The organism is Chryseobacterium sp. MFBS3-17 (genome assembly GCF_020687745.1).
In the GTDB taxonomy this organism is placed as follows: domain Bacteria; phylum Bacteroidota; class Bacteroidia; order Flavobacteriales; family Weeksellaceae; genus Marnyiella.
In genome coordinates, this window is sequence record NZ_JAJEWK010000006.1 from 188825 (window position 1) to 207140 (window position 18316).

At 43.6% G+C, this 18316-nt stretch carries 18 protein-coding genes; 5 read left to right on the forward strand and 13 right to left on the reverse strand.

All coding sequences use genetic code 11. The features are described 5' to 3' along the window. Positions 1–21 precede the first annotated feature (21 nt). The gene (locus tag LKO26_RS04460) at positions 22–1260 is read right to left on the reverse strand and encodes an aspartate kinase (RefSeq protein ID WP_227586642.1); all 1239 of its coding nucleotides are present in this window, start codon (positions 1258–1260) and stop codon (positions 22–24) included. Between the two features lie 210 nt (positions 1261–1470). Between LKO26_RS04460 and fbp the strand changes: the two genes are divergently transcribed. Both fbp and LKO26_RS04470 read left to right on the forward strand, forming a co-directional pair. Beyond that, entirely contained in the window at positions 1471–2490 is a 1020-nt protein-coding gene (gene fbp / locus LKO26_RS04465; protein WP_227586643.1) for a class 1 fructose-bisphosphatase, read from the forward strand. 54 nt (positions 2491–2544) lie between these two features. Beyond that, a complete protein-coding gene (locus LKO26_RS04470) occupies positions 2545–3552 on the forward strand; it encodes an o-succinylbenzoate synthase (protein ID WP_227586644.1) in 1008 nt (335 codons plus the stop codon). Between the two features lies 1 nt (position 3553). Here the strand turns inward: LKO26_RS04470 and LKO26_RS04475 are convergent, their stop codons facing one another. The 3 genes from LKO26_RS04475 to LKO26_RS04485 all read right to left on the reverse strand — a co-directional run bounded on the left by LKO26_RS04475 (position 3554) and on the right by LKO26_RS04485 (position 5899). Continuing rightward, positions 3554–4030 carry a hypothetical protein gene (locus LKO26_RS04475; RefSeq protein ID WP_227586645.1) on the reverse strand — a complete coding sequence of 159 codons (477 nt, stop codon included), beginning with the start codon at positions 4028–4030 and terminating at the stop codon, positions 3554–3556. An 89-nt stretch (positions 4031–4119) separates the two neighbouring features. Then, entirely contained in the window at positions 4120–4941 is an 822-nt protein-coding gene (locus LKO26_RS04480; RefSeq protein WP_227586646.1) for an SDR family NAD(P)-dependent oxidoreductase, read from the reverse strand. Continuing rightward, entirely contained in the window at positions 4919–5899 is a 981-nt protein-coding gene (locus tag LKO26_RS04485; protein ID WP_227586647.1) for an SDR family oxidoreductase, read from the reverse strand. Before LKO26_RS04485 ends, LKO26_RS04480 begins: the two co-directional genes overlap by 23 nt. Before the next feature lie 269 nt (positions 5900–6168). Here LKO26_RS04485 and LKO26_RS04490 point away from each other — a divergent pair, with 269 nt between their 5' ends. Beyond that, positions 6169–7842: a glutamine--tRNA ligase/YqeY domain fusion protein gene (locus LKO26_RS04490; protein ID WP_227586648.1), complete on the forward strand. Its 1674-nt coding sequence runs from the start codon at positions 6169–6171 to the stop codon at positions 7840–7842. A 20-nt stretch (positions 7843–7862) separates the two neighbouring features. Here LKO26_RS04490 and LKO26_RS04495 read toward each other — a convergent pair whose 3' ends face one another. After that, entirely contained in the window at positions 7863–8513 is a 651-nt protein-coding gene (locus tag LKO26_RS04495) for a murein L,D-transpeptidase catalytic domain-containing protein (RefSeq protein ID WP_227586649.1), read from the reverse strand. Positions 8514–8530: 17 nt separating this feature from the next. After that, the gene (locus tag LKO26_RS04500) at positions 8531–8863 is read right to left on the reverse strand and encodes a hypothetical protein (RefSeq protein ID WP_227586650.1); all 333 of its coding nucleotides are present in this window, start codon (positions 8861–8863) and stop codon (positions 8531–8533) included. Positions 8864–9223: 360 nt separating this feature from the next. On the opposite strand from LKO26_RS04500, the gene LKO26_RS04505 reads away from it, so the two are divergent. After that, a complete protein-coding gene (locus LKO26_RS04505) occupies positions 9224–9877 on the forward strand; it encodes a hypothetical protein (RefSeq protein WP_227586651.1) in 654 nt (217 codons plus the stop codon). Between the two features lie 46 nt (positions 9878–9923). Here the strand turns inward: LKO26_RS04505 and LKO26_RS04510 are convergent, their stop codons facing one another. From LKO26_RS04510 to LKO26_RS04540, 7 genes are all read right to left on the reverse strand, one after another. Further along, positions 9924–11216, reverse strand: coding sequence for a glycosyltransferase (locus LKO26_RS04510; protein ID WP_227586652.1), 1293 nt, complete (start codon positions 11214–11216; stop codon positions 9924–9926). An 11-nt stretch (positions 11217–11227) separates the two neighbouring features. Further along, complete coding sequence (locus LKO26_RS04515; RefSeq protein WP_227586653.1) at positions 11228–13780, reverse strand: YfhO family protein; 2553 nt, start codon at positions 13778–13780, stop codon at positions 11228–11230. Positions 13781–13799: 19 nt separating this feature from the next. Continuing rightward, positions 13800–14015 (reverse strand): hypothetical protein, encoded by a 216-nt coding sequence (locus LKO26_RS04520; protein ID WP_227586654.1) that lies wholly within the window; start codon positions 14013–14015, stop codon positions 13800–13802. Between the two features lie 9 nt (positions 14016–14024). Further along, positions 14025–15077: a DUF6263 family protein gene (locus tag LKO26_RS04525; RefSeq protein ID WP_227586655.1), complete on the reverse strand. Its 1053-nt coding sequence runs from the start codon at positions 15075–15077 to the stop codon at positions 14025–14027. Positions 15078–15087: 10 nt separating this feature from the next. Beyond that, on the reverse strand, positions 15088–15681 hold the full coding sequence (locus LKO26_RS04530; protein ID WP_227586656.1) for a hypothetical protein: 594 nt from the start codon (positions 15679–15681) through the stop codon (positions 15088–15090). A gap of 55 nt (positions 15682–15736) precedes the next feature. Beyond that, positions 15737–16486, reverse strand: a complete 750-nt coding sequence (gene rlmB, locus LKO26_RS04535; RefSeq protein WP_227586657.1) for a 23S rRNA (guanosine(2251)-2'-O)-methyltransferase RlmB — start codon at positions 16484–16486, stop codon at positions 15737–15739. A gap of 81 nt (positions 16487–16567) precedes the next feature. Further along, positions 16568–17038 carry a DinB family protein gene (locus LKO26_RS04540; protein WP_227586658.1) on the reverse strand — a complete coding sequence of 157 codons (471 nt, stop codon included), beginning with the start codon at positions 17036–17038 and terminating at the stop codon, positions 16568–16570. A gap of 240 nt (positions 17039–17278) precedes the next feature. Here LKO26_RS04540 and LKO26_RS04545 point away from each other — a divergent pair, with 240 nt between their 5' ends. Next, positions 17279–18283 (forward strand): AAA family ATPase, encoded by a 1005-nt coding sequence (locus tag LKO26_RS04545; protein ID WP_227586659.1) that lies wholly within the window; start codon positions 17279–17281, stop codon positions 18281–18283. Positions 18284–18316: the final 33 nt, after the last annotated feature.

The window sequence follows — 18316 nt, forward strand, 5'->3', positions numbered from 1 at the left end:
TGATTGTTTTGGCTGATAGGATTATACCGAAACTAACTGCACTGTATTTCTGGAAACCTGTTCCAGAAGGATGTTTTTATTCTGATAATGGATGCCTGCTGTTTCCGGATTGCTGTTTCGTACCGTAAGCAATGTTACGTTTCTGATGATTTCTGTGTCAAACTCACCCGAAAGTTCGCCAAGGAATTCATCGGTATGGTCAAATTTATCTTCCAGGCAAAGCGCCAGTGAAATCGCCGAATTCTGCATCAGTGATACCTTGATTTTGTACCGGGCAAGCAAATTAAAAATCTGGCTGATATGGTCTTCTGCAATAAACGAAAAATCCCGGGTAGAGATCCGGATCAGGTGCTGGTTTTCCTTTAATATATAGGTTTCTGCTTTCTCACGGTTATTGTGATGGCCTACTTTGGTGCCCTCCTTTTCTGGCTGCAGGAACGATTTTACATAAAACGGAATGTCCTTCTGCTGTAACGGTTGCAGGGTTTTCGGGTGTATAACAGAGGCGCCGTAGTAAGCCATTTCAATGGCTTCTTCATAAGAAAGACAGCTGAGGAGCTCGGTGTGCTCAAATTTTCTGGGGTCACCCGTCATCACGCCGGGAACATCTTTCCAAATGGTCATGGCTTCGGCATTCAGGCAATTTGCAAAGATGGCCGCACTGTAATCCGAGCCTTCGCGACCCAGCGTGGTGGTGAAGTTGTTGTCGTCAGATCCTATAAATCCCTGGGTCACATAACTCACATCCGGTCTCAGGTTTTTAATAAATGCTTCGGTTTTTGCCCAGTGCACATTTCCTTCCCGGTAACTGTCGTCTGTTTTGATATAGTCGCGGGCGTCCAGCCATTGGTTGGTAAACTGTTTCTCATTCAGATATTCACTGATGATGATGGAAGAAATCATTTCGCCGCATCCCACCACCTGATCGTACACAAAGTTATAATTGGGAGACTTGTTTCGTCTTAAAAATGAATCAATATCATCAAAAAACAACGCAATTTCCCCGAATACCTTATGGTTTTCCCTGAAGAGTCCCTGTGCAATGGCTATGTGAGCAGCCTTTACTTCCTGTATTTTACCATCGTAATGTTCCTTTTTAAAGTAGAGGTCCACCACCTCTTCCAGAGCATTGGTGGTTTTTCCCATGGCTGAAACTACCATAAGGCAGGATTGAAAGCCCTGAGATTCCAGAACTTTGGCTACATTTTTTACACTGTCTGCATCTTTTACAGATGCTCCTCCAAACTTAAAAACCTTCATGTAATGCTCTTGTTGTCAATAAATTAAATATAATTATTTCTGATTGAGAATTTCTTTAGAATTTTCAAAAGTAATGTTTTAACCCGAATAATAAAAACAGCGGTAACCGAAAGACAGGTCGCCATCGTAATTTACTAAATGATTTTCCCTGCAGATTCCCTTTAATTGAAAGAATTTTCCGAAATTTGTGGAAATTTCAAAAATTCAGAGATGTCAGAAAATTCATTACAGACTTTAGGCGAATTCATCATTGATAAACAAGATCAAAACCAATACTCAACCGGGGAATTTTCCCGGCTTTTAAGTGCCATTCGTTTGGCTTCAAAAGTAGTAAACAGAGAAGTAAATAAAGCAGGAATTGCAGATATTATAGGACATGTAGGCAATACCAACGTTCAGGGAGAGGTGCAGCAAAAGTTGGATGTGCTGGCCAATGAAATCTTTATCACCGCCCTTTCTCAGAGGGAAGTGGTCTGCGGGATTGCATCAGAAGAAAGTGATGATTTTATTGACATCAAATCCGGTCCCAATGGTCACCTCAGTAAATATGTAGTGCTGATAGATCCGCTGGATGGTTCTTCTAATATTGATGTAAACGTGTCTGTAGGGACTATTTTTTCCATTTACAGAAGGGTTACAGAACCGGGTACACCCGTGCAGCTTCAGGATTTTCTGCAGAAAGGAGTGAATCAGATTGCAGCGGGTTATGTGGTTTACGGTTCCTCTACCATGATTGTGTATACCACCGGAAATGGGGTGAACGGATTTACCCTGGACCCGAGTCTGGGAACCTACTATTTATCTCATCCCAATATGCAGTTTCCGGAAAGCGGAAAAATTTATTCCATTAATGAAGGGAATTATATCAAGTTTCCGCAGGGTGTGAAGAATTATCTTAAATATTGTCAGATGATGGAAGGAGACCGGCCTTATACGTCGCGCTATATTGGCTCACTGGTTTCAGATTTCCACAGAAATATGATTAAAGGCGGCATCTATATCTATCCTTCCTACGCAAATGCACCCCATGGAAAACTGAGATTGCTGTATGAATGCAACCCGATGGCTTTCCTGGCAGAACAGGCAGGCGGTAAGGCATCTGACGGATTCAACCGGATTCTGGAAATAGAACCTACAGAACTGCACCAGCGGGTTCCTTTTTTCTGCGGAAGCAAAAATATGGTAGAGAAAGCCGAAGAATTCATGAGAATGGACGCGGTAAAAGATTAATGATTGAATACCAATAAACAGGACGCGGCTCACGCGTCTTTTTCTTTTTAAAAGATGAAAACAGCACGTTTCTATAAACACATTCTGGAATTTAAAAGACCCGGCGGCACTTCACGTGGTGTCCTGCATACCAAGGAAACCTTTATACTGGAGATTACATACAACGGAAAGAAAGGAGTAGGGGAATGCGCCCTGTTCCGGGGCTTGAGTGCTGACGATGTTCCGGATTATGAAGAAAAATTACAGTGGCTTTGTACACACATCAATGCAGAGGAAACCGAACTGAAGGAGGTTTTAAAACATTATCCCTCCATTTGGTTTGGCTATGAGCAGGCTTGCCGGAATCTGGAGTTTGGCGGTTCGTTATATTTTCCGTCACTTTTCACAGAAAGAAAAGGGTTCATCACCATCAATGGGTTGATCTGGATGGGCGATGTTGCCTTTATGGAAGAACAGATTCAGGAGAAACTGGAAGCAGGATTTTTTTGCATCAAACTGAAAATAGGGGTCAACTGGCCCGAAGAAAAGAAAGTTTTAACCACATTGCGTTCCAAATTTTCAAAAGATCAACTCGAACTGCGGGTAGATGCTAATGGCGGATTTACTTTCGAACAAGCCAAAACGGTGCTGCAGGAATTGGCCGCACTGGATATTCATTCCATCGAACAGCCCATCAAAAAGAGCGGTAATCCCGCAGAGATGGCAGCGCTGTGCCAATCTACGCCTGTTCCCATTGCGCTGGATGAAGAACTGATCGGGATTGTGGAAAAATCAGAAAAGCAAAAACTTCTGGAATTCATAAAACCGCAATACATCATTCTGAAACCTTCGCTGGTAGGTGGATTTTCCGGTACTGATGAGTGGATTGCAGCAGCAGATGCGGTGGGTGCTGGCTGGTGGATTACCTCTGCGCTTGAAAGCAATATTGGCCTCAATGCCATTGCTCAATATACATTTACCAAGAACAATCTGATGCCACAAGGTCTGGGTACAGGAGCGCTTTTTACCAATAATTTTGAAAGCGCCCTTACGCTGAAAGGAGATTTATTGTATTTCAAATAATCTACTCCGCATCGCTTTCCAGATATGCATCACATTTTATCTTTCGGATATTCCAGCCCGGCGCGCCGCGGTCCCAGAAAATGGAATAGCAGTTTCCGGTTTTAAGGGAATAGGACTGTTCTTTGGTTTTCGTTTTCAGAACAAAATTGACCCAGATGTCATTCAGTGTCCGTTGCCAGGCACTGTTGGGTTCTACCTGGTCAATATGCATCAAAGCATTGGTTCCGATGGCAAATTTGATGGTTTCCTGATAAGGATTGGCAATGCTGATGGAATATGCGCCTGCCGAAGTATGGGGCAAGGTGATCTTTCTGAAATTAAGATCCGCAGCGCCTTCACCCGAATTTTCTATACCGGCAGCCTGGGATTTGTTCAGTTTCAGGTTAATGGAGCGTATTGGGTTTTTGGTGTCAATCCGCAATTGAGCAGAACCGGAAACCGCAAAGCAGAGCAAAGCCAGGGGTATTATTTTTTTCATAAGTCAAAGGTTTATCTTCATCACCGGTTACTATTAAAAATGAAAATCACCGCCGATTATTGTGTGAAAACCCGGGAAATGGAAAATTTTTACATTTTGTATTTACTTTTCCGGGCAAACTGATGTTTGATGACCAGTGATTTCACCGATCCCGGCAGCAACCGCTGAATGTGGTAAAAGGACTTGTTCAGCAGTCCGGGAATGATGATGCGGTCACCGGCAAACATCCGGTTCAGCGCAATATCGGCCAGTTCTTCGGAGTCCAGCACAGATTTTCGGGCAATTCCTTTCAGTTCAGAAATAATCATTTTGGTATTTTCATTACTGATGATGCCACCCGGACACAGCAGGACCACATGAATGCCTTCCGGTTCCAGTTCATACCGAAGCGACTTGCTGAAGGAGTGAATAAACGCCTTAGATGCCACATAACTCACTTTTTCCGGTATATGAAAAAAGCCGCCCAGACTTCCCATGTTCAGAATATAAGATGGTCCGGAATCTTTCAGGTTTTCTACCAGCAAACGGGTGAGGAGAACCGTATTCACCACATTCACCATGAGTTGTTTCCGGTAAAAATCTGTCTCAATGTTTTCAAAAACTTCCTTGGAGCCGATCCCGGCGTTATTGATGAGGATGTTGATTGAAAATTGGTGGTCACTGATCCACTTGCTGATCTCAGTTGCAGCATGCTCTCCGGCCAGATTAATGCCGAATACTTCGCAACTTACCGGGTAATTCTCTGTGATTTCCTGCCGGGTACGGTACAAATGATCATCATCCAGCGCTACAATCAGAACGTGATGACCTCTGGCTGCAAGCGCTCTTGCAAATGAGGCTCCAATGCCGGAGCTGCCGCCCGTCACCAATGCATATTTTTTAGGATGTTCAGTTTTTCTTGATGATGTCATACGTTTCTTTTAATCCCTCTTCAAATTTACGGAATTTGTAGCCTAATTCCTCTTCAGCTTTCGCAGAACTTAGTGCATAATGTTCATTGTATTTTCTGATCCACTTGGGGGTGAGCAGCGGCGGTATTCCGGTCAGTTTCTCCCTCAATACCATCATATGTCCTGCTAAAAGCATGAAGGGCAAGGGGATTTTATAAAGTCTGTAATTTTTTCCGGTGGTTTTCCTGATGATCCGGAAGAACTCATTATACGAGAGGTTTTCGCCGGAGAGGATATACCGCTCACCCGGTTTACCGTGCTTCATGGCGAGCAGGTGTCCGCGGGCCACATCTTCCACATGTACATAACTCCCGATGCCTTCGCCGTTTCCGGGAATAATTTTCCACTTGCCTTCATCATATTGTTTCAAAAGTTTTGTGATGGAATTGCTTTCCTGTTCTACACCGGGACCATATATGCGTGGCGGATTCACCATTACAATGTTCATGTTTTTTTCTTGAACATATCTCCGACATAACGCTTCGGCCTGCGCCTTGGAATCTTCGTATTCGTTTTGTGCTTCACCTTTTCTGCTGTCTTTTTCGGTCAGTGGAGTCCCGTAGGATGGCCCCAGAACTGCAGCCGTAGAGGTAAACACAATTTTTTCCACTTGCTGTTCCTGTGCAATATTCAGGATCTGCTCCACCGCATCTACATTGACCCGATAATAAATTGCAGGATCTTTCGCCCACGATTTTGCATAGGCCGCAAGATGATACACCTGACTGCATCCTTCCATCGCTTCCTGCAGGGCAGCCTGGTGGGTGATGTCTCCTCTGAAGAGTTTTAAATTCGGATGAGTGATGCTCACACGGGTGGGTTCGCGGCACAGGGCGTGTACGGTGTGACCTTCGGCCAGTAAGAGTTCTGTAACATAACTTCCGATATAACCGGTAGCGCCGGTAACAAATATTTTCATGAAGGGTGGTAATAATTCGGCGTTAAAAGTAATCAAAATATCACGAACCCTATAGAGGTTTCCGGAATTAAAGATATCAACATTACGGTACTTTTGTACTTTATGGTCTTATTATCAGTGAGATAATCCCTGGTTCTGATCTTATGATGCCTGGTTATACTGTTGTTTCTGTAATCCTGCATGCGGGTATGGGTATTTTAATGGGCATAATCAATCTCTGTCTTTCCAGAACCCTAATATTTCATTAAATTTGCGCATACTTTATTAAAATGGAAGAAGAAAAAAAATCTCTCAATTTCATTGAGCAAATTATAGAAGAGGATCTGAGCAATGGCATGAAGCGGGAAGACCTGCGGTTCCGGTTTCCGCCCGAGCCTAATGGCTACCTGCACGTAGGGCATACCAAAGCCATCTGCATCAACTTTGGTCTGGGCGAAAAATATGGAGCGCCGGTAAATCTTCGTTTTGATGATACCAACCCCGAAAAAGAGGAACAGGAATTCGTAGATGCCATTAAGGCAGATATAGACTGGCTTGGATTTAAATATGATAAGGTTCTTTATGCTTCAGATTACTTTGACCAGTTGTATGACTGGGCCGTGCAGATGATTAAAGACGGCAAAGCGTATGTAGATGAACAAAGCTCCGAAGAAATCACTGCACAACGGAAAACCCCGTTCGAGGATGGGGAGGAATCGCCGTATCGCAACCGCCCCGCAGAAGAAAGCCTGGATCTTTTTGAACGGATGAAAAACGGTGAATTTGATGAGGGTTCCATGTCATTGCGGGCTAAAATAGACATGACTTCACCGAATATGAATATGCGGGATCCTGTGATGTACCGTATTCTGAAAAGACCCCACCACAGAACCGGTGATAAATGGAAAATCTATCCCATGTATGACTGGGCACACGGTGAATCCGATTATATAGAACAGATTTCTCATTCCCTCTGCTCACTGGAGTTCGAAAATCACCGGCCGCTCTATGACTGGTACCTGGATCAGGTTTATGATGAATCCAAAGTGCGGAACAAGCAGCGCGAATTTGCCAGAATGAACGTGTCTTATATGATTACGTCTAAAAGAAAATTGCAGAGACTGGTAGCAGAAGGTGCGGTAACCGGCTGGGATGATCCGCGTATGCCTACCATCTCCGGGATGCGGAGACTGGGCTATACCCCAGATGCAATCAAAAATTTCATAGAAAGAGTGGGGGTGGCCAAACGGGAAAACCTGATTGATGTACAACTGCTTGAGTTCTTTGTGCGGGAACATCTCAATAAAATTGCAACCCGTGTGATGACCGTGGTAGATCCGGTGAAGCTCATCATTGAAAATTATCCGGAGGGTGAGGAAGAATGGCTGGAAACAGAGAATAATCCTGAGGACGAACACGCAGGAACCCGCCAGATTCCCTTCAGCAGAGAACTCTATATTGAGCGGGAAGATTTTAAAGAAGAAGCGAATAACAAATTCTTCCGGCTGAAACTGGGTGGCGAAGTGCGGCTGAAATCTGCCTACATCATCAAAGCAGAACGAGTAGAAAAAGATGAAAATGGTCACATTACCGCCATCTACGCAACCTACGATCCAAAATCTAAATCGGGGAGTGGCACAGAAGAAAGTCTGCGCAAGGTAAAAGGTACTCTGCACTGGGTGTCTGCCGCCCATGCGCTGCCGGTAGAAGTGCGTATTTATGACCGTCTGTTTACCATTCCGCAGCCGGATGCTGAAAAGGAAACAGATTTTATGGAATACATCAATCCTGAAAGTCTGAAGGTGGTGCAGGGATTTGCAGAACCCAGCATGAAAAACGCAGAAATTGGCCAGCCATACCAGTTTCAGCGCATCGGATATTTTACAAAAGACCGGGATTCCACAGATGAAAAACTGGTATTCAATCGGACGGTGACTTTAAAAGACTCCTACAAACCGGAATAATTCCGACCAGAATAATGATTTTAATACCCTGCGGACTGCGGGGTATTTTGACTTAAAGATCGGTTGTAAATCCAGAGCAGCACAGGTTTTTCAGTTGGTTTTAACTTTTCGTCCAGATACGTCATCGTACGGTCATCGGTCACCGGGCAGCCCTGGCTGAATCCCAATGGCAAATGAACCGGATAAATTTCTGCGGATGGTACCGGAGTAAAAGAGTGCAGAACTACCACGCGCTTAAAGGCATTGTTGTTGGTCGGTTCCAGTCCGTGCATTTTATAATGAATATTAATGCCATACTGGCTGTAACTTCTGGCACCCAGCCGGTATTTTCCCAGTGAGGTAAGCCAGCTGCCGCCTTCATTGCTGAAGAGAGGCCGGGAAGCAGTACTTTTTCGGTCTCCACGCCCTATTCCATGGCTGCAGAGTGCTTTTCGGATGGTTTTTTGTTCTTTGAAATCATAAACGAACATCCTATATTTGCCGGAATGGATGCTCATATCAATCAGGATGCAGAAATCAGTATTCATTCCGTTATTTCGCGCATACGCGAGGGCTTCTTCAGCTTTCACAAGAGTGCGCTCTTCCGCATCTGCGTTTTCGTTGTGGCCAAATCCACAGATGATCAGTAAAATCCCACTGAGGATAAAGAGGAAGAACAGAATTTTTTTCATCGGAATACATGCATATTTTAAATACCATCAAAGATACTGCCGAAGAATTCTCCTAATCCATCTGCAATATTAAATGTTTCCAGCCAGGAGGCATCTGCATCCAAGTGTGATATTTCTGTAGGGTTTGCGAAATGGTCTGCAGATATTCCCTTCAGCATTTCAGTTTTCATGGCTGTATAGTCACAATCCTCTCCACGCAACTCATGATAAAGGTTGAAGGATGACTGGTCACAAAACACGGACATGGCCCAGCAGGCATAATCTGTTTCATGATACTGCTTACTGTTTTTGTGCGCTTCCTGCACCTCGGCCGGAGTATAAAAGTCTTGCTTCCCGTGAGCGGAAACCAATTTTTTACCTATATCAGTAATGAATTCTTTTTTTGAAGCAGGGGGTAGGGCACACGGGTCAGACATTCTTAGGTATTTTTATCAAATATATAAAGAAATACCAGTATTGTTGGCGATTTATATTCGAACTTATAAAAAAGCAAATGACTGATCAGATCTCACCGTTCACAAATATTCTGCGGCGCAGTTTTACGGCAAGTCTTTTATAGCGAAAGCGAAATTTCAGAATATTTCTGTTCATCATTCTTGTTTTTTGCAAATGTACGTCACAAATGTGTTTAAAGCTTTACGCAACTGTTAATTTTTTAAGAATTTTAGGGGAGATGTTCCGGGTGTCATGATTTTTGCATCCTCCAGGGTATGAAAAAAATAGTCGTTATACTTTCTGTAATCAGCATCATTTCATGTAATAAAGATAAACCACCGGTTTCCGGAACAGCAACGCCGGATACCACGGTGGTTCAGGATAAAGATTCCATGTACGCCGCTCCCCGGCCAGTGCAAGATTCAGTGGCAGTTCGCAATGCCATCCACCAGATGAATCAAGGCATTATAAAGGCATTGAAAAATGGCGATTATCAGAAACTGGCTACTTATATTCATCCGGAAAAAGGTGTACGGTTCTCCATGTATGCCCATGTAGATACAGTAAAAGATAAGCGCTTTTCCCGTGCGGAGTTTGTAAAATTTATCCCGGCTAAAACCAAATTTACTTTTGGTGCCAAAGACGGTACGGGTGAATTGTATGTGACGCCGCTGGCAGAATACATCCGAAACTGGGTGTACAAAAGAAACTTTGCAGAAGCTGAATTGTTTTATAATCGGTTTCGGGGCACCGGTAATTCACTCAATAATCTTCCTGAGGTGTATCCCAATGCGTTTTTTACCGAAAATTTCATCCCGGGCACCGATAAGTATGGCGGAATGGACTGGAATGCGCTGAGACTGGTCTTTGAAAGTTACCACGGAACATGGTATCTGGTCGCCGTGATTAATGATGAATGGACGGTTTGAAGCAGTCTTTTTTCATCCTCAGAAAACCTGACAAAATGCAGAGATGCTAAAGCAGTTCTACCAGTTGCTGCGTAAGATTTCTCCGCGAAAAACGTTCGATATTCCGGGGTGATAACATTTTTTCTCCCGATTTCCACCGGAAAAAATAATCCAGAATAAACTGCTTCACCCGGTGATGCTCATCATAAGTAAAATGTTGGCCGGCACCTGTTTCTTCAAGGATTCTGTGAACGTCACTCCCGGCAGGTCCGAAAGATATAACAGTTTTTCCCGAGGCAAGATATTCAAAAATTTTACCCGGGATAATTCCTTTGGATTGTACATGCGGAAAATTGGTAATGAGCAGCATATCTGCTTTTTTCATTTCTGCATTTGCCTCTGCATGCGGCAGATACCCCATTTCTATGACTGATTTTTTTAAAGCCGACTGCTGAATGTGTTCCATAATCTTATCATCGGTGCGGCCTACAAATTTCAGTTGAAAATGAGCAGCAAAGTCTGTGTTTTCGGCGATGATTTCATTTAAAACGTTCCATAGAACCCGGGGATTGCGCAGTTGCTCCAGTACACCGGTATACGTGAGGGTAAATTGTTCTGATTTTTGGTGAACTGTATGGGGTTCTGGTTCGGATAGCTGGTCATAACCATTGGTAATGCATACAGCACGGGCGCCTTTCCGGCTGAAATTCTCGGCATCTGTATAACTGGTGGCCAAAGTGATGTCTGCATTTTCAAAAACCTGCTGTTCCAGATCACGGTGTTTGCGGTCAGCTCTTTTGGTGAGTTTCAGATGTTGGTAATAGGAAATTTCAGTCCAGGGGTCACGGAAATCTGCAATCCATTTCAATGTGGGGAATTCCTGCTTCAGTTGCAGACCTATGAGGTGGAGCGAGTGGGGCGGACCAGTGGTGACCAGTGCATCTACTTGATGCTCCTTCAGGTATTTTCTTAAATATTGAACTGATGGTTTTACCCAGAACACTCTGGCGTCCGGAATGAAAAAATTACCGCGTACCCAGATGGATAATCTGGATTTCCAGTTTTGATGATGGCCAACATCAAACTGGCCGGCTTTGAATTTTTTATTGTCTTTTCCGAAGATTTCGGCCAGTTGGTAGGGTTCCCATATTCTGGTTCTGATGATGTCCAGCTCCGGATTCACCTCTTCATTCAGTGTATAATCTTCTATGGGATAACTGGGATTTTCCGGGATGAATACCGTAGGATTCCAGCCAAATTCCGGCAGGTATTTCACGAATTTCAGCCATCGCTGCACACCCGGACCACCAGCTGGGGGCCAGTAATACGTAATGATCAGAATGTTCTTCGGTGTTTCCAACAATTACATCTTTAGGCGTCCACTTTATCTTGATGAACTCTTGAATCCGCATCCGAGTTTCGCCTTTCATAGAGTTTCCATATTCCTCCTAAGGTCAATGCCAGGAAGAGTCCGAAAGCAATCATAGAGATGATTTTGCCTCTGGCAATCACTTCTGGTTCAAAAACCATGCGCACGGTATGTTCGCCCGCCGGAATATGAACTGCACGAAGCAGATAATTGGCTTTGATGTATGGTACCTCTTTTTCGTCTATGAGTATTTTCCAGCCGTGCGGATAGTAAATTTCTGAGAAAACAGCCAGTTGCGGGGTTTTACTCTGAGTCCGGAACTCCAGCGCATCTGCTTTATAATCGGTGAGTTTCAGTGTGGCAGTGCTGTCGGCGGCAAGTGTTTTTCCGTCAAAATATTTTTTGTCAGCAGCAGCGATTACCGCAGTTTTCTTGGTGTCTATAATGCCGATCTGGTCTATTTCCTCGTTAGGTGTATTCACAAATTTCACATCAGAAACAAACCATGCATTTCCGTTGGCATACGGATTAGGTACGGCTTCGGGCTGTTGTTCATCACCAAAAATCATATACTTCGTATTCAGCATATTCAGAATTCTGGGTACTTTTACGGTGTCCAGATTGCTGAAATAGTGTCCGATGAGATCATCATACCTGCGCAGTTTCACGGCATGATATCCGCCTACAGAAGATTTGAAATAGGAAGTATTGGTCTCGTTAAAAGGACTGATGGCCTGGTTATAAATCCGGTAATGGCCCTTGTCTTTTTCTGCAATCGTTTCCAGTGTTTTGTTCACATGGGCATGCATCAGCAGGGATTGCAATTCCCGGTTGTCGCCTACCTTATCAATTAATATATCGGTAACTTCTGTCTGAAAGGGTTCTTCTGCAAAAATCGCATCCACAAAATTACCATCGTTCAGATACCTTTGATTGACTGTCCAAAGATCAAAAATACTGACCATGCCAATAATGATGAGGACTACATTTTGTCCGAGTTTCTTTTTTAAACCAAGGAAAAGGACGGCAGCACAAATCAGTACATAAATAAGTGCTTTGATGGCGTCATCCCGGAACATGCCGTATCTTTCGTCTGCCAGATAATCCAACAAGTAGGGTGGAAGATAGGCTTTTTCTGTGGCATTGTAAAATCCGAGAATTGATTTACCAAACACAAGCAGCAGCAAAATCACTGCTGTAAAAACGGCAGTTACCGAGGTTAATATTTTTTGTTTATAAGCCTCATCTAATGTTTGATCTTTAAAGAAGCGATAAAGCCCCAGAATGGCAATCATAGGGAATAGCAGTTCTACCACAACCAAAATGGAACTTGGGGCGCGAAATTTATTATAAAAAGGAACAAAATCAATGAATAAATCCGACAAAAACATCAGATTGCTGCCCCACGCCAGCATGATGGTGAGGACGGAGGCTCCCAGAATCCAGTAGCGGTATTTCTTGTGGGCAAAGAAGAATCCAAGAACTGCGAGGAAAATTACAATGGCTCCTTGGTAAGCCGGGCCGGAGGTTCCCGGTTGCTCACCCCAATAGGTAGGGCTGCTGAGTCCGCGAACAATATTGTCTACTTCTGCTTGGGAACGCGCGTTTTCTTGCACCAGTTGCTGAATATTTTCCATCATCGGTCCGCCTTCTTTCTCACTGCTTCCGCCGCCCATAAGTCTTGGAATGAAGAGGTTTAGGGTTTCCAACTTGCCGTAGCTCCACATCAGAATACTTTGTTTTTCCATTCCCGATTTGTCAGATGTCTGGGATTCATGGGTCAGAATTTGCTTTCCGCGCACGGTTTCGGTGACATATTCAGCATTAGCCATAATCCTTTGCGAATTCATGCCTACGCCCAGTACAAATGCCAGCGCAAGCGTACCGGAAGCGATTCCGAAATGCTTCCAGTCTGTTTTGCCCAGCACCGCACGCACCAGTTCGGAAAGGAATAAAAATCCGAGTCCAATGAACAGGTAATAGGACATTTGCGGGTGATTGGCAGCGACCTGCAGTCCCATAAACAGGGTGGTCACAATAAAACCTGTGATGTATTTTTTGCGGATATACACCAGTAGAATTCCGGCCAGCAGAGGTGCGAAATAGGCAATGGTGTGTACTTTTCCGTTGTGTCCCGCGGCAATGATGATGTAAAAATAGGTAGAGAGCCCGAAAAAAGTTGCGCCCAGCAAGGCGTACTTCCAGTTGCGCACGGCTACAAGACCCAGCAGAAAAAATCCGGAAAACAGCAGGAAAAGATAGTTGACCGGTTTTGGAAGAAAATTCAGGAGATTGTCTACCTGCTTTATCAGATCTCCGCGGAACTGGGAACCCATCTGGTAGGTGGGCATTCCCCCAAACATACTGTCACTCCAGTAGGTTTCCTGTCCATATTGGGCACGGTGGTCCAGTAGTTCCCTGGCGCCACCTTTATACTGTACAATGTCATGCTGAAAAAGTTGCTTGCCGCTGAGTACAGGATTGGCATACAGAAAGCCGATGATGATGAACAACAAAAGGCATCCTGCAATGTAGATCAGATTATTTTTCTTCATCCGGCTAAAATATGAAATATTAACTGTTTTTCTTCGTCTCTTTTACTTCTTCATAATCTACTGTTTCTGCGTCCCAGTTTACTTTCTGGCTCACGCGGCCGCCCCGGTTTTCTTTTTTATCTGCGTTCTGAGGAGTATTGAAATTGTAAAATTTGGTAAAAAATAACCGCTTCAGAATATTCCAGACAAAGAAAATGATGATGGTACTGAGTATGGTTAAAAGAATAAATTTCATTGCTAAAGTTTATTTGCTGTTTACGAGGACATTGGAGTTGGTGATGCTTTTCATGGTTTCAGAATTTTTGCCGTCGCTGAAGGTCTGGCTCTGCTCCGTGGTTACTTTGATGTCCTGGCTGATGATCCATCCGGTATTGACATCAAAGCGGTAGGTGCCGTTCTGCACCAGTTCAGATCCCAGTGTCTGGGTAATCCCGCCCTGTGTTTCTTTTTGGTTTTGTTTGGGAATACCACCGGTTACCGTAATTTCGGCTACACCGTCTTTTACACTTTTCAGCGTGAAATGAGAAGATATTTTTACTTTTCCATCCGGCGATGCATTCTCAGAAACAGTCCATTTTTCACCTATTTTGACACCTTTGGTAGGCATAATGAAGATGTTCTTGGAAAACTGATCTCTCAGGATTTCTTCATTAAAAGAAGCCTTCAGCTGCTCCAGAAGCATTTTTCTTTCCTGAGGTTCTTTAGTAAGACCATTTACTGTGTTTGAAAACTTCGTATAAATGGGTTCAAAACCTGTGATGGAAAGTATTTTTCCGGACTGGTCTATTTTCATTTTCAGGGTGTTGCCCGTCATGGCTTTATCAATGGTCCACCGGTTTTTCAGGCCTTCTTCCTTTGGGGCAGCGGCTTTGGTATCCACCGTTTGGGACTGTCCTTCGGCAGACTGGGTGGTTTTCTTCGAGATGAAATTAATGGTGACATCATACGCATTGTTATCGAAACTGTTTACCGTAAATGTAATTTCATCAGTATTTTCGCGGGTTACGCTCTGTTTGCTGCCGTCTGGCAATGTGGTGGTAGACTGGTCCTTCTGGCGTGTAGTAAACGGATATGTTTTTCCCTGCTCCAGCTTCAGTGTCTGCGTGTAGATTCCTGCAGAGTCTTTAATGGCTGCTTTGGCTTCCATTTCCTGCGCTACCTTGGCAGAATCTTCTGCTTTCACTTCTATTTTTATGGTATCTCCGGTGGTAGGGTCAATCCGGGTAATGGTGGTATTTTCTTTTTTGCAAGCGGTGAGGGCTATGGTTACGAGTGCAAGTCCTGCTATTTTATTCATGTAGATATTATTATTTTGTTTGAATTATCTTTCTGATTTCTGTATTGTTATAGGCTTCGGCAAAAGCATTGCTGTCTGAGAGATTCCAGATTTTATCTGAAAAATACTGAATGATCCGGTCCCGAAGCGGGTGGTCTTCGGCCAGGCAGTCTTTTTCCTGAGAATCAAATACATACACTGAGGCATACATGTGTCTGAAACTGCGTTCACCCTGAGCAAAGACGCGGAATGTTTCCGGAGAATCCCGGAACAGTTTTACATCTCTCCATACCAGCGCAGGTGCTTTGGTTTCTGTATTGATTTCTTTGTGCCAGAGCCCGAACTGATCATACATCAGTTTTTGGGTATAGTTCTGATGATAAACACTGTGAAAGCGAAGTTCGTGATAGGCAGTGGTCTTGCCGTCGGTTTTGTTTTCGTTTTTTACCACGTCATAATTGCGGAATCCTTTCTTGTAGAGGTAATGGGTAAAAGGATTGGCTGTTTTGGTATATCCTTTACTTTTCACCTTGTCCGGATTTTCAGAACTGCTGAACTGCGCCGATAATCCCGTGGAGAAAAGGGCTGTGGTAAGGGTCAATATGATTTTTACTGATGTTTTCATTTCAAATGGTATATGGGATTTGCATAACGTACCAAAAATTAATCCATTTGAATATTTAATGCATGGCATTTCCGGATAATTTCTGTCGAACGGCTTCGTACAAAATCGCCCCGCAGGCCACAGAAACATTCAGTGACTGGGTTTTTCCGGTAATGGGAAGTTTAATTTTGTCGTCCGCATGATGCAGCACCTCTTTAGAAATTCCTGTTTCTTCATTTCCCATTACCAGTGCACAAGGCTCAGCAAAATCTACCTCATAAATCAGTTTTTGTGCTTTTTCTGTGGCGGCAAAAACTTTCACCCCGGATTGCTGCAGAAAATCTACCGTATGCGCAAGATTTTTTTCCTTGCAGATTTTCAGGTTGTAAATGGCTCCTGCAGAGGTTTTGATGGCGTCAGAATTAATGGGTGCGGCTCCTTTTTCCGGCAGAATTACCGCATGGACTCCTGCACATTCTGCCGTGCGGCAGATGGCGCCGAAATTTCGTACATCGGTAAGACGGTCCAGAATAAGCAGAAAAGGTGTTTTCCCTTCCTCAAAAAGTTGAGGCAGTATATCCTCTATTTTCTCAAAGGGTACATCAGAGATAAATGCCACCACACCCTGATGATTTTTTCGGGTGAAGCGGTTCAGTTTTTCTACCGGAACATAATTGGCGCGGATGTTGTTTTTGGCGAGCATGGTTTTCAGCTCGGCATAAATCTGACCCTGCAGGCCGTTCTGTAAAAATATTTTGTCAATGGTTTTGCCGGCTTCCAGGGCTTCCATGACCGGTCTTAAACCAAATATAAAGTCTTCTTTCATTTTTTTCAGATACTGAAATTAACAGGTGAGTTGTGCAAAATTGTACACGCCGGTCACCATTTTTTCTGTAATTGTTCGTTATTAAAATTGCTCTCCCATCAGTGCCCGCTTCTGCGCCAATACATAACCGTAATGCAGACTTTCGTGGAGGTTGTTGAATACAATGGCATCCTGAATGTTTTTCAGATCCAGACCAAAACTGGTGGTATAGGGCGTGTAATCCGAGAAAAAATCTGCATCATAATCTTTCATCAGAATGCGAGAAGTTTCTATGAGCAGAAATCCCAGATCTTCAATTTCAGATGCCTGCACATCCAGATTGGGAAGGGTTCCTTTTTTATAACTTTCTATCCAGTATTTATCGATCCGGAAAGGGTTGCCGCTCAGGTAATAGCACAGCAACTGCTGCGTGGCTACCGTATGGGCAATATTCCAGTACATATTGTTATTGAATCCGTCCGGAATTGTGATTAAATCTTGTTGCGACGTGTTTTGCAGGATATCAAGAAGGTTTTTTCGGACTTGTCTGTGAGCCTGAAAATGATAATTCATGCTGATATTATTTAATCGTCAAAAATAGTTTAATTAACTGAAAATCACAATTAGAAATCAGTGCAAAATGGCAATTTTACAGATTTTTATGAGTTTTTTTGCCCAAAGATGGTGCATTACAAACGTAAAACCGTAATTTGCTTAGACAAAGATTAACAAACTTTAACTTGTTAATGGCATTAATTATGTTGATTTGTGTGCGTATTTATCAGAAATTTACACTTTTAATAAGAGTCTCCTATGTCAGAATTACATCAAGCGGAAGATATTAAACAATTAACGGAAAAAGTAAGGGAACAGAATTACTTTTTTTCGCTTTTAAAACAGGAAATAAATAAAGCAATTATTGGTCAGCAATATATGGTAGATCGTTTGTTGGTAGGACTCCTGGGAAACGGGCACGTACTGCTGGAAGGTGTTCCCGGTCTGGCCAAAACGCTGGCAATCAAATCTCTGGCAGAAGCGGTACACGGTGAATTTTCGCGTATTCAGTTCACCCCGGATTTGTTGCCGGCAGATGTCATCGGAACCCAGATTTACAACATCAGAGACAATGATTTTTCAATCAAGAAAGGTCCCATATTTGCGAATTTTGTGCTGGCTGATGAAATCAACAGGGCGCCGTCTAAAGTACAGTCTGCACTCCTGGAAGCCATGCAGGAAAAGCAGGTTACCATAGGTGATGAAACCATGCCGTTGCCCAAACCGTTTCTGGTGCTCGCAACCCAGAATCCCATTGATCAGGAAGGTACTTATCTGCTGCCCGAGGCGCAGAGTGACCGTTTTATGCTGAAGTGTAAAATTGACTATCCGGAACTGGAAGATGAGCGTCAGATTATGAAAATGGTAGCCAGCGCTCACCAGCCGGAAATCCGGCCGGTTATTTCTCTGGAAACCGTGGTGAAGGCCAAAGAACTCATCAACCAGATTTACCTGGACGAAAAAATTGAAAAATATATTCTGGATATGGTTTTTGCTACCCGTTATCCGGAGAAATATCATCTTGCAGAACTGAAAAACTATATCAGTTTCGGTGCATCACCGCGTGCCTCCATTAATCTGGCCATCGCATCCCGTGCCATTGCCTTCCTGAAAAACAGGGCTTTTGTGATTCCGGAAGATGTAAAGGATATTGCCAAAGATGTACTGCGCCACCGCATCGGTCTCAGTTTCGAGGCAGAGGCAGAAGAGATAACGGCAGATGAAATAGTGGACAGGATTCTGAGCAAAGTGCAGGCGCCGTAAGTTTAGGAAATGGTGCCATTGAAACTCCTATTG

Excerpts from the sequence above, each read along its gene's own strand:
- LKO26_RS04470 (WP_227586644.1), top strand. The coding sequence starts at position 2,545 with ATGAAAACAGCACGTTTCTATAAACACATTCTGGAATTTAAAAGACCC.
- fbp (WP_227586643.1), top strand. The coding sequence starts at position 1,471 with ATGTCAGAAAATTCATTACAGACTTTAGGCGAATTCATCATTGATAAA.
- LKO26_RS04490 (WP_227586648.1), top strand. The coding sequence starts at position 6,169 with ATGGAAGAAGAAAAAAAATCTCTCAATTTCATTGAGCAAATTATAGAA.
- LKO26_RS04525 (WP_227586655.1), bottom strand. The coding sequence starts at position 15,077 with ATGAATAAAATAGCAGGACTTGCACTCGTAACCATAGCCCTCACCGCT.
- LKO26_RS04485 (WP_227586647.1), bottom strand. The coding sequence starts at position 5,899 with ATGAAAATATTTGTTACCGGCGCTACCGGTTATATCGGAAGTTATGTT.
- LKO26_RS04460 (WP_227586642.1), bottom strand. The coding sequence starts at position 1,260 with ATGAAGGTTTTTAAGTTTGGAGGAGCATCTGTAAAAGATGCAGACAGT.
- LKO26_RS04495 (WP_227586649.1), bottom strand. The coding sequence starts at position 8,513 with ATGAAAAAAATTCTGTTCTTCCTCTTTATCCTCAGTGGGATTTTACTG.
- LKO26_RS04520 (WP_227586654.1), bottom strand. The coding sequence starts at position 14,015 with ATGAAATTTATTCTTTTAACCATACTCAGTACCATCATCATTTTCTTT.
- LKO26_RS04475 (WP_227586645.1), bottom strand. The coding sequence starts at position 4,030 with ATGAAAAAAATAATACCCCTGGCTTTGCTCTGCTTTGCGGTTTCCGGT.
- LKO26_RS04540 (WP_227586658.1), bottom strand. The coding sequence starts at position 17,038 with ATGAATTATCATTTTCAGGCTCACAGACAAGTCCGAAAAAACCTTCTT.
- LKO26_RS04515 (WP_227586653.1), bottom strand. The coding sequence starts at position 13,780 with ATGAAGAAAAATAATCTGATCTACATTGCAGGATGCCTTTTGTTGTTC.
- LKO26_RS04480 (WP_227586646.1), bottom strand. The coding sequence starts at position 4,941 with ATGACATCATCAAGAAAAACTGAACATCCTAAAAAATATGCATTGGTG.
- rlmB (WP_227586657.1), bottom strand. The coding sequence starts at position 16,486 with ATGAAAGAAGACTTTATATTTGGTTTAAGACCGGTCATGGAAGCCCTG.
- LKO26_RS04545 (WP_227586659.1), top strand. The coding sequence starts at position 17,279 with ATGTCAGAATTACATCAAGCGGAAGATATTAAACAATTAACGGAAAAA.
- LKO26_RS04530 (WP_227586656.1), bottom strand. The coding sequence starts at position 15,681 with ATGAAAACATCAGTAAAAATCATATTGACCCTTACCACAGCCCTTTTC.
- LKO26_RS04505 (WP_227586651.1), top strand. The coding sequence starts at position 9,224 with ATGAAAAAAATAGTCGTTATACTTTCTGTAATCAGCATCATTTCATGT.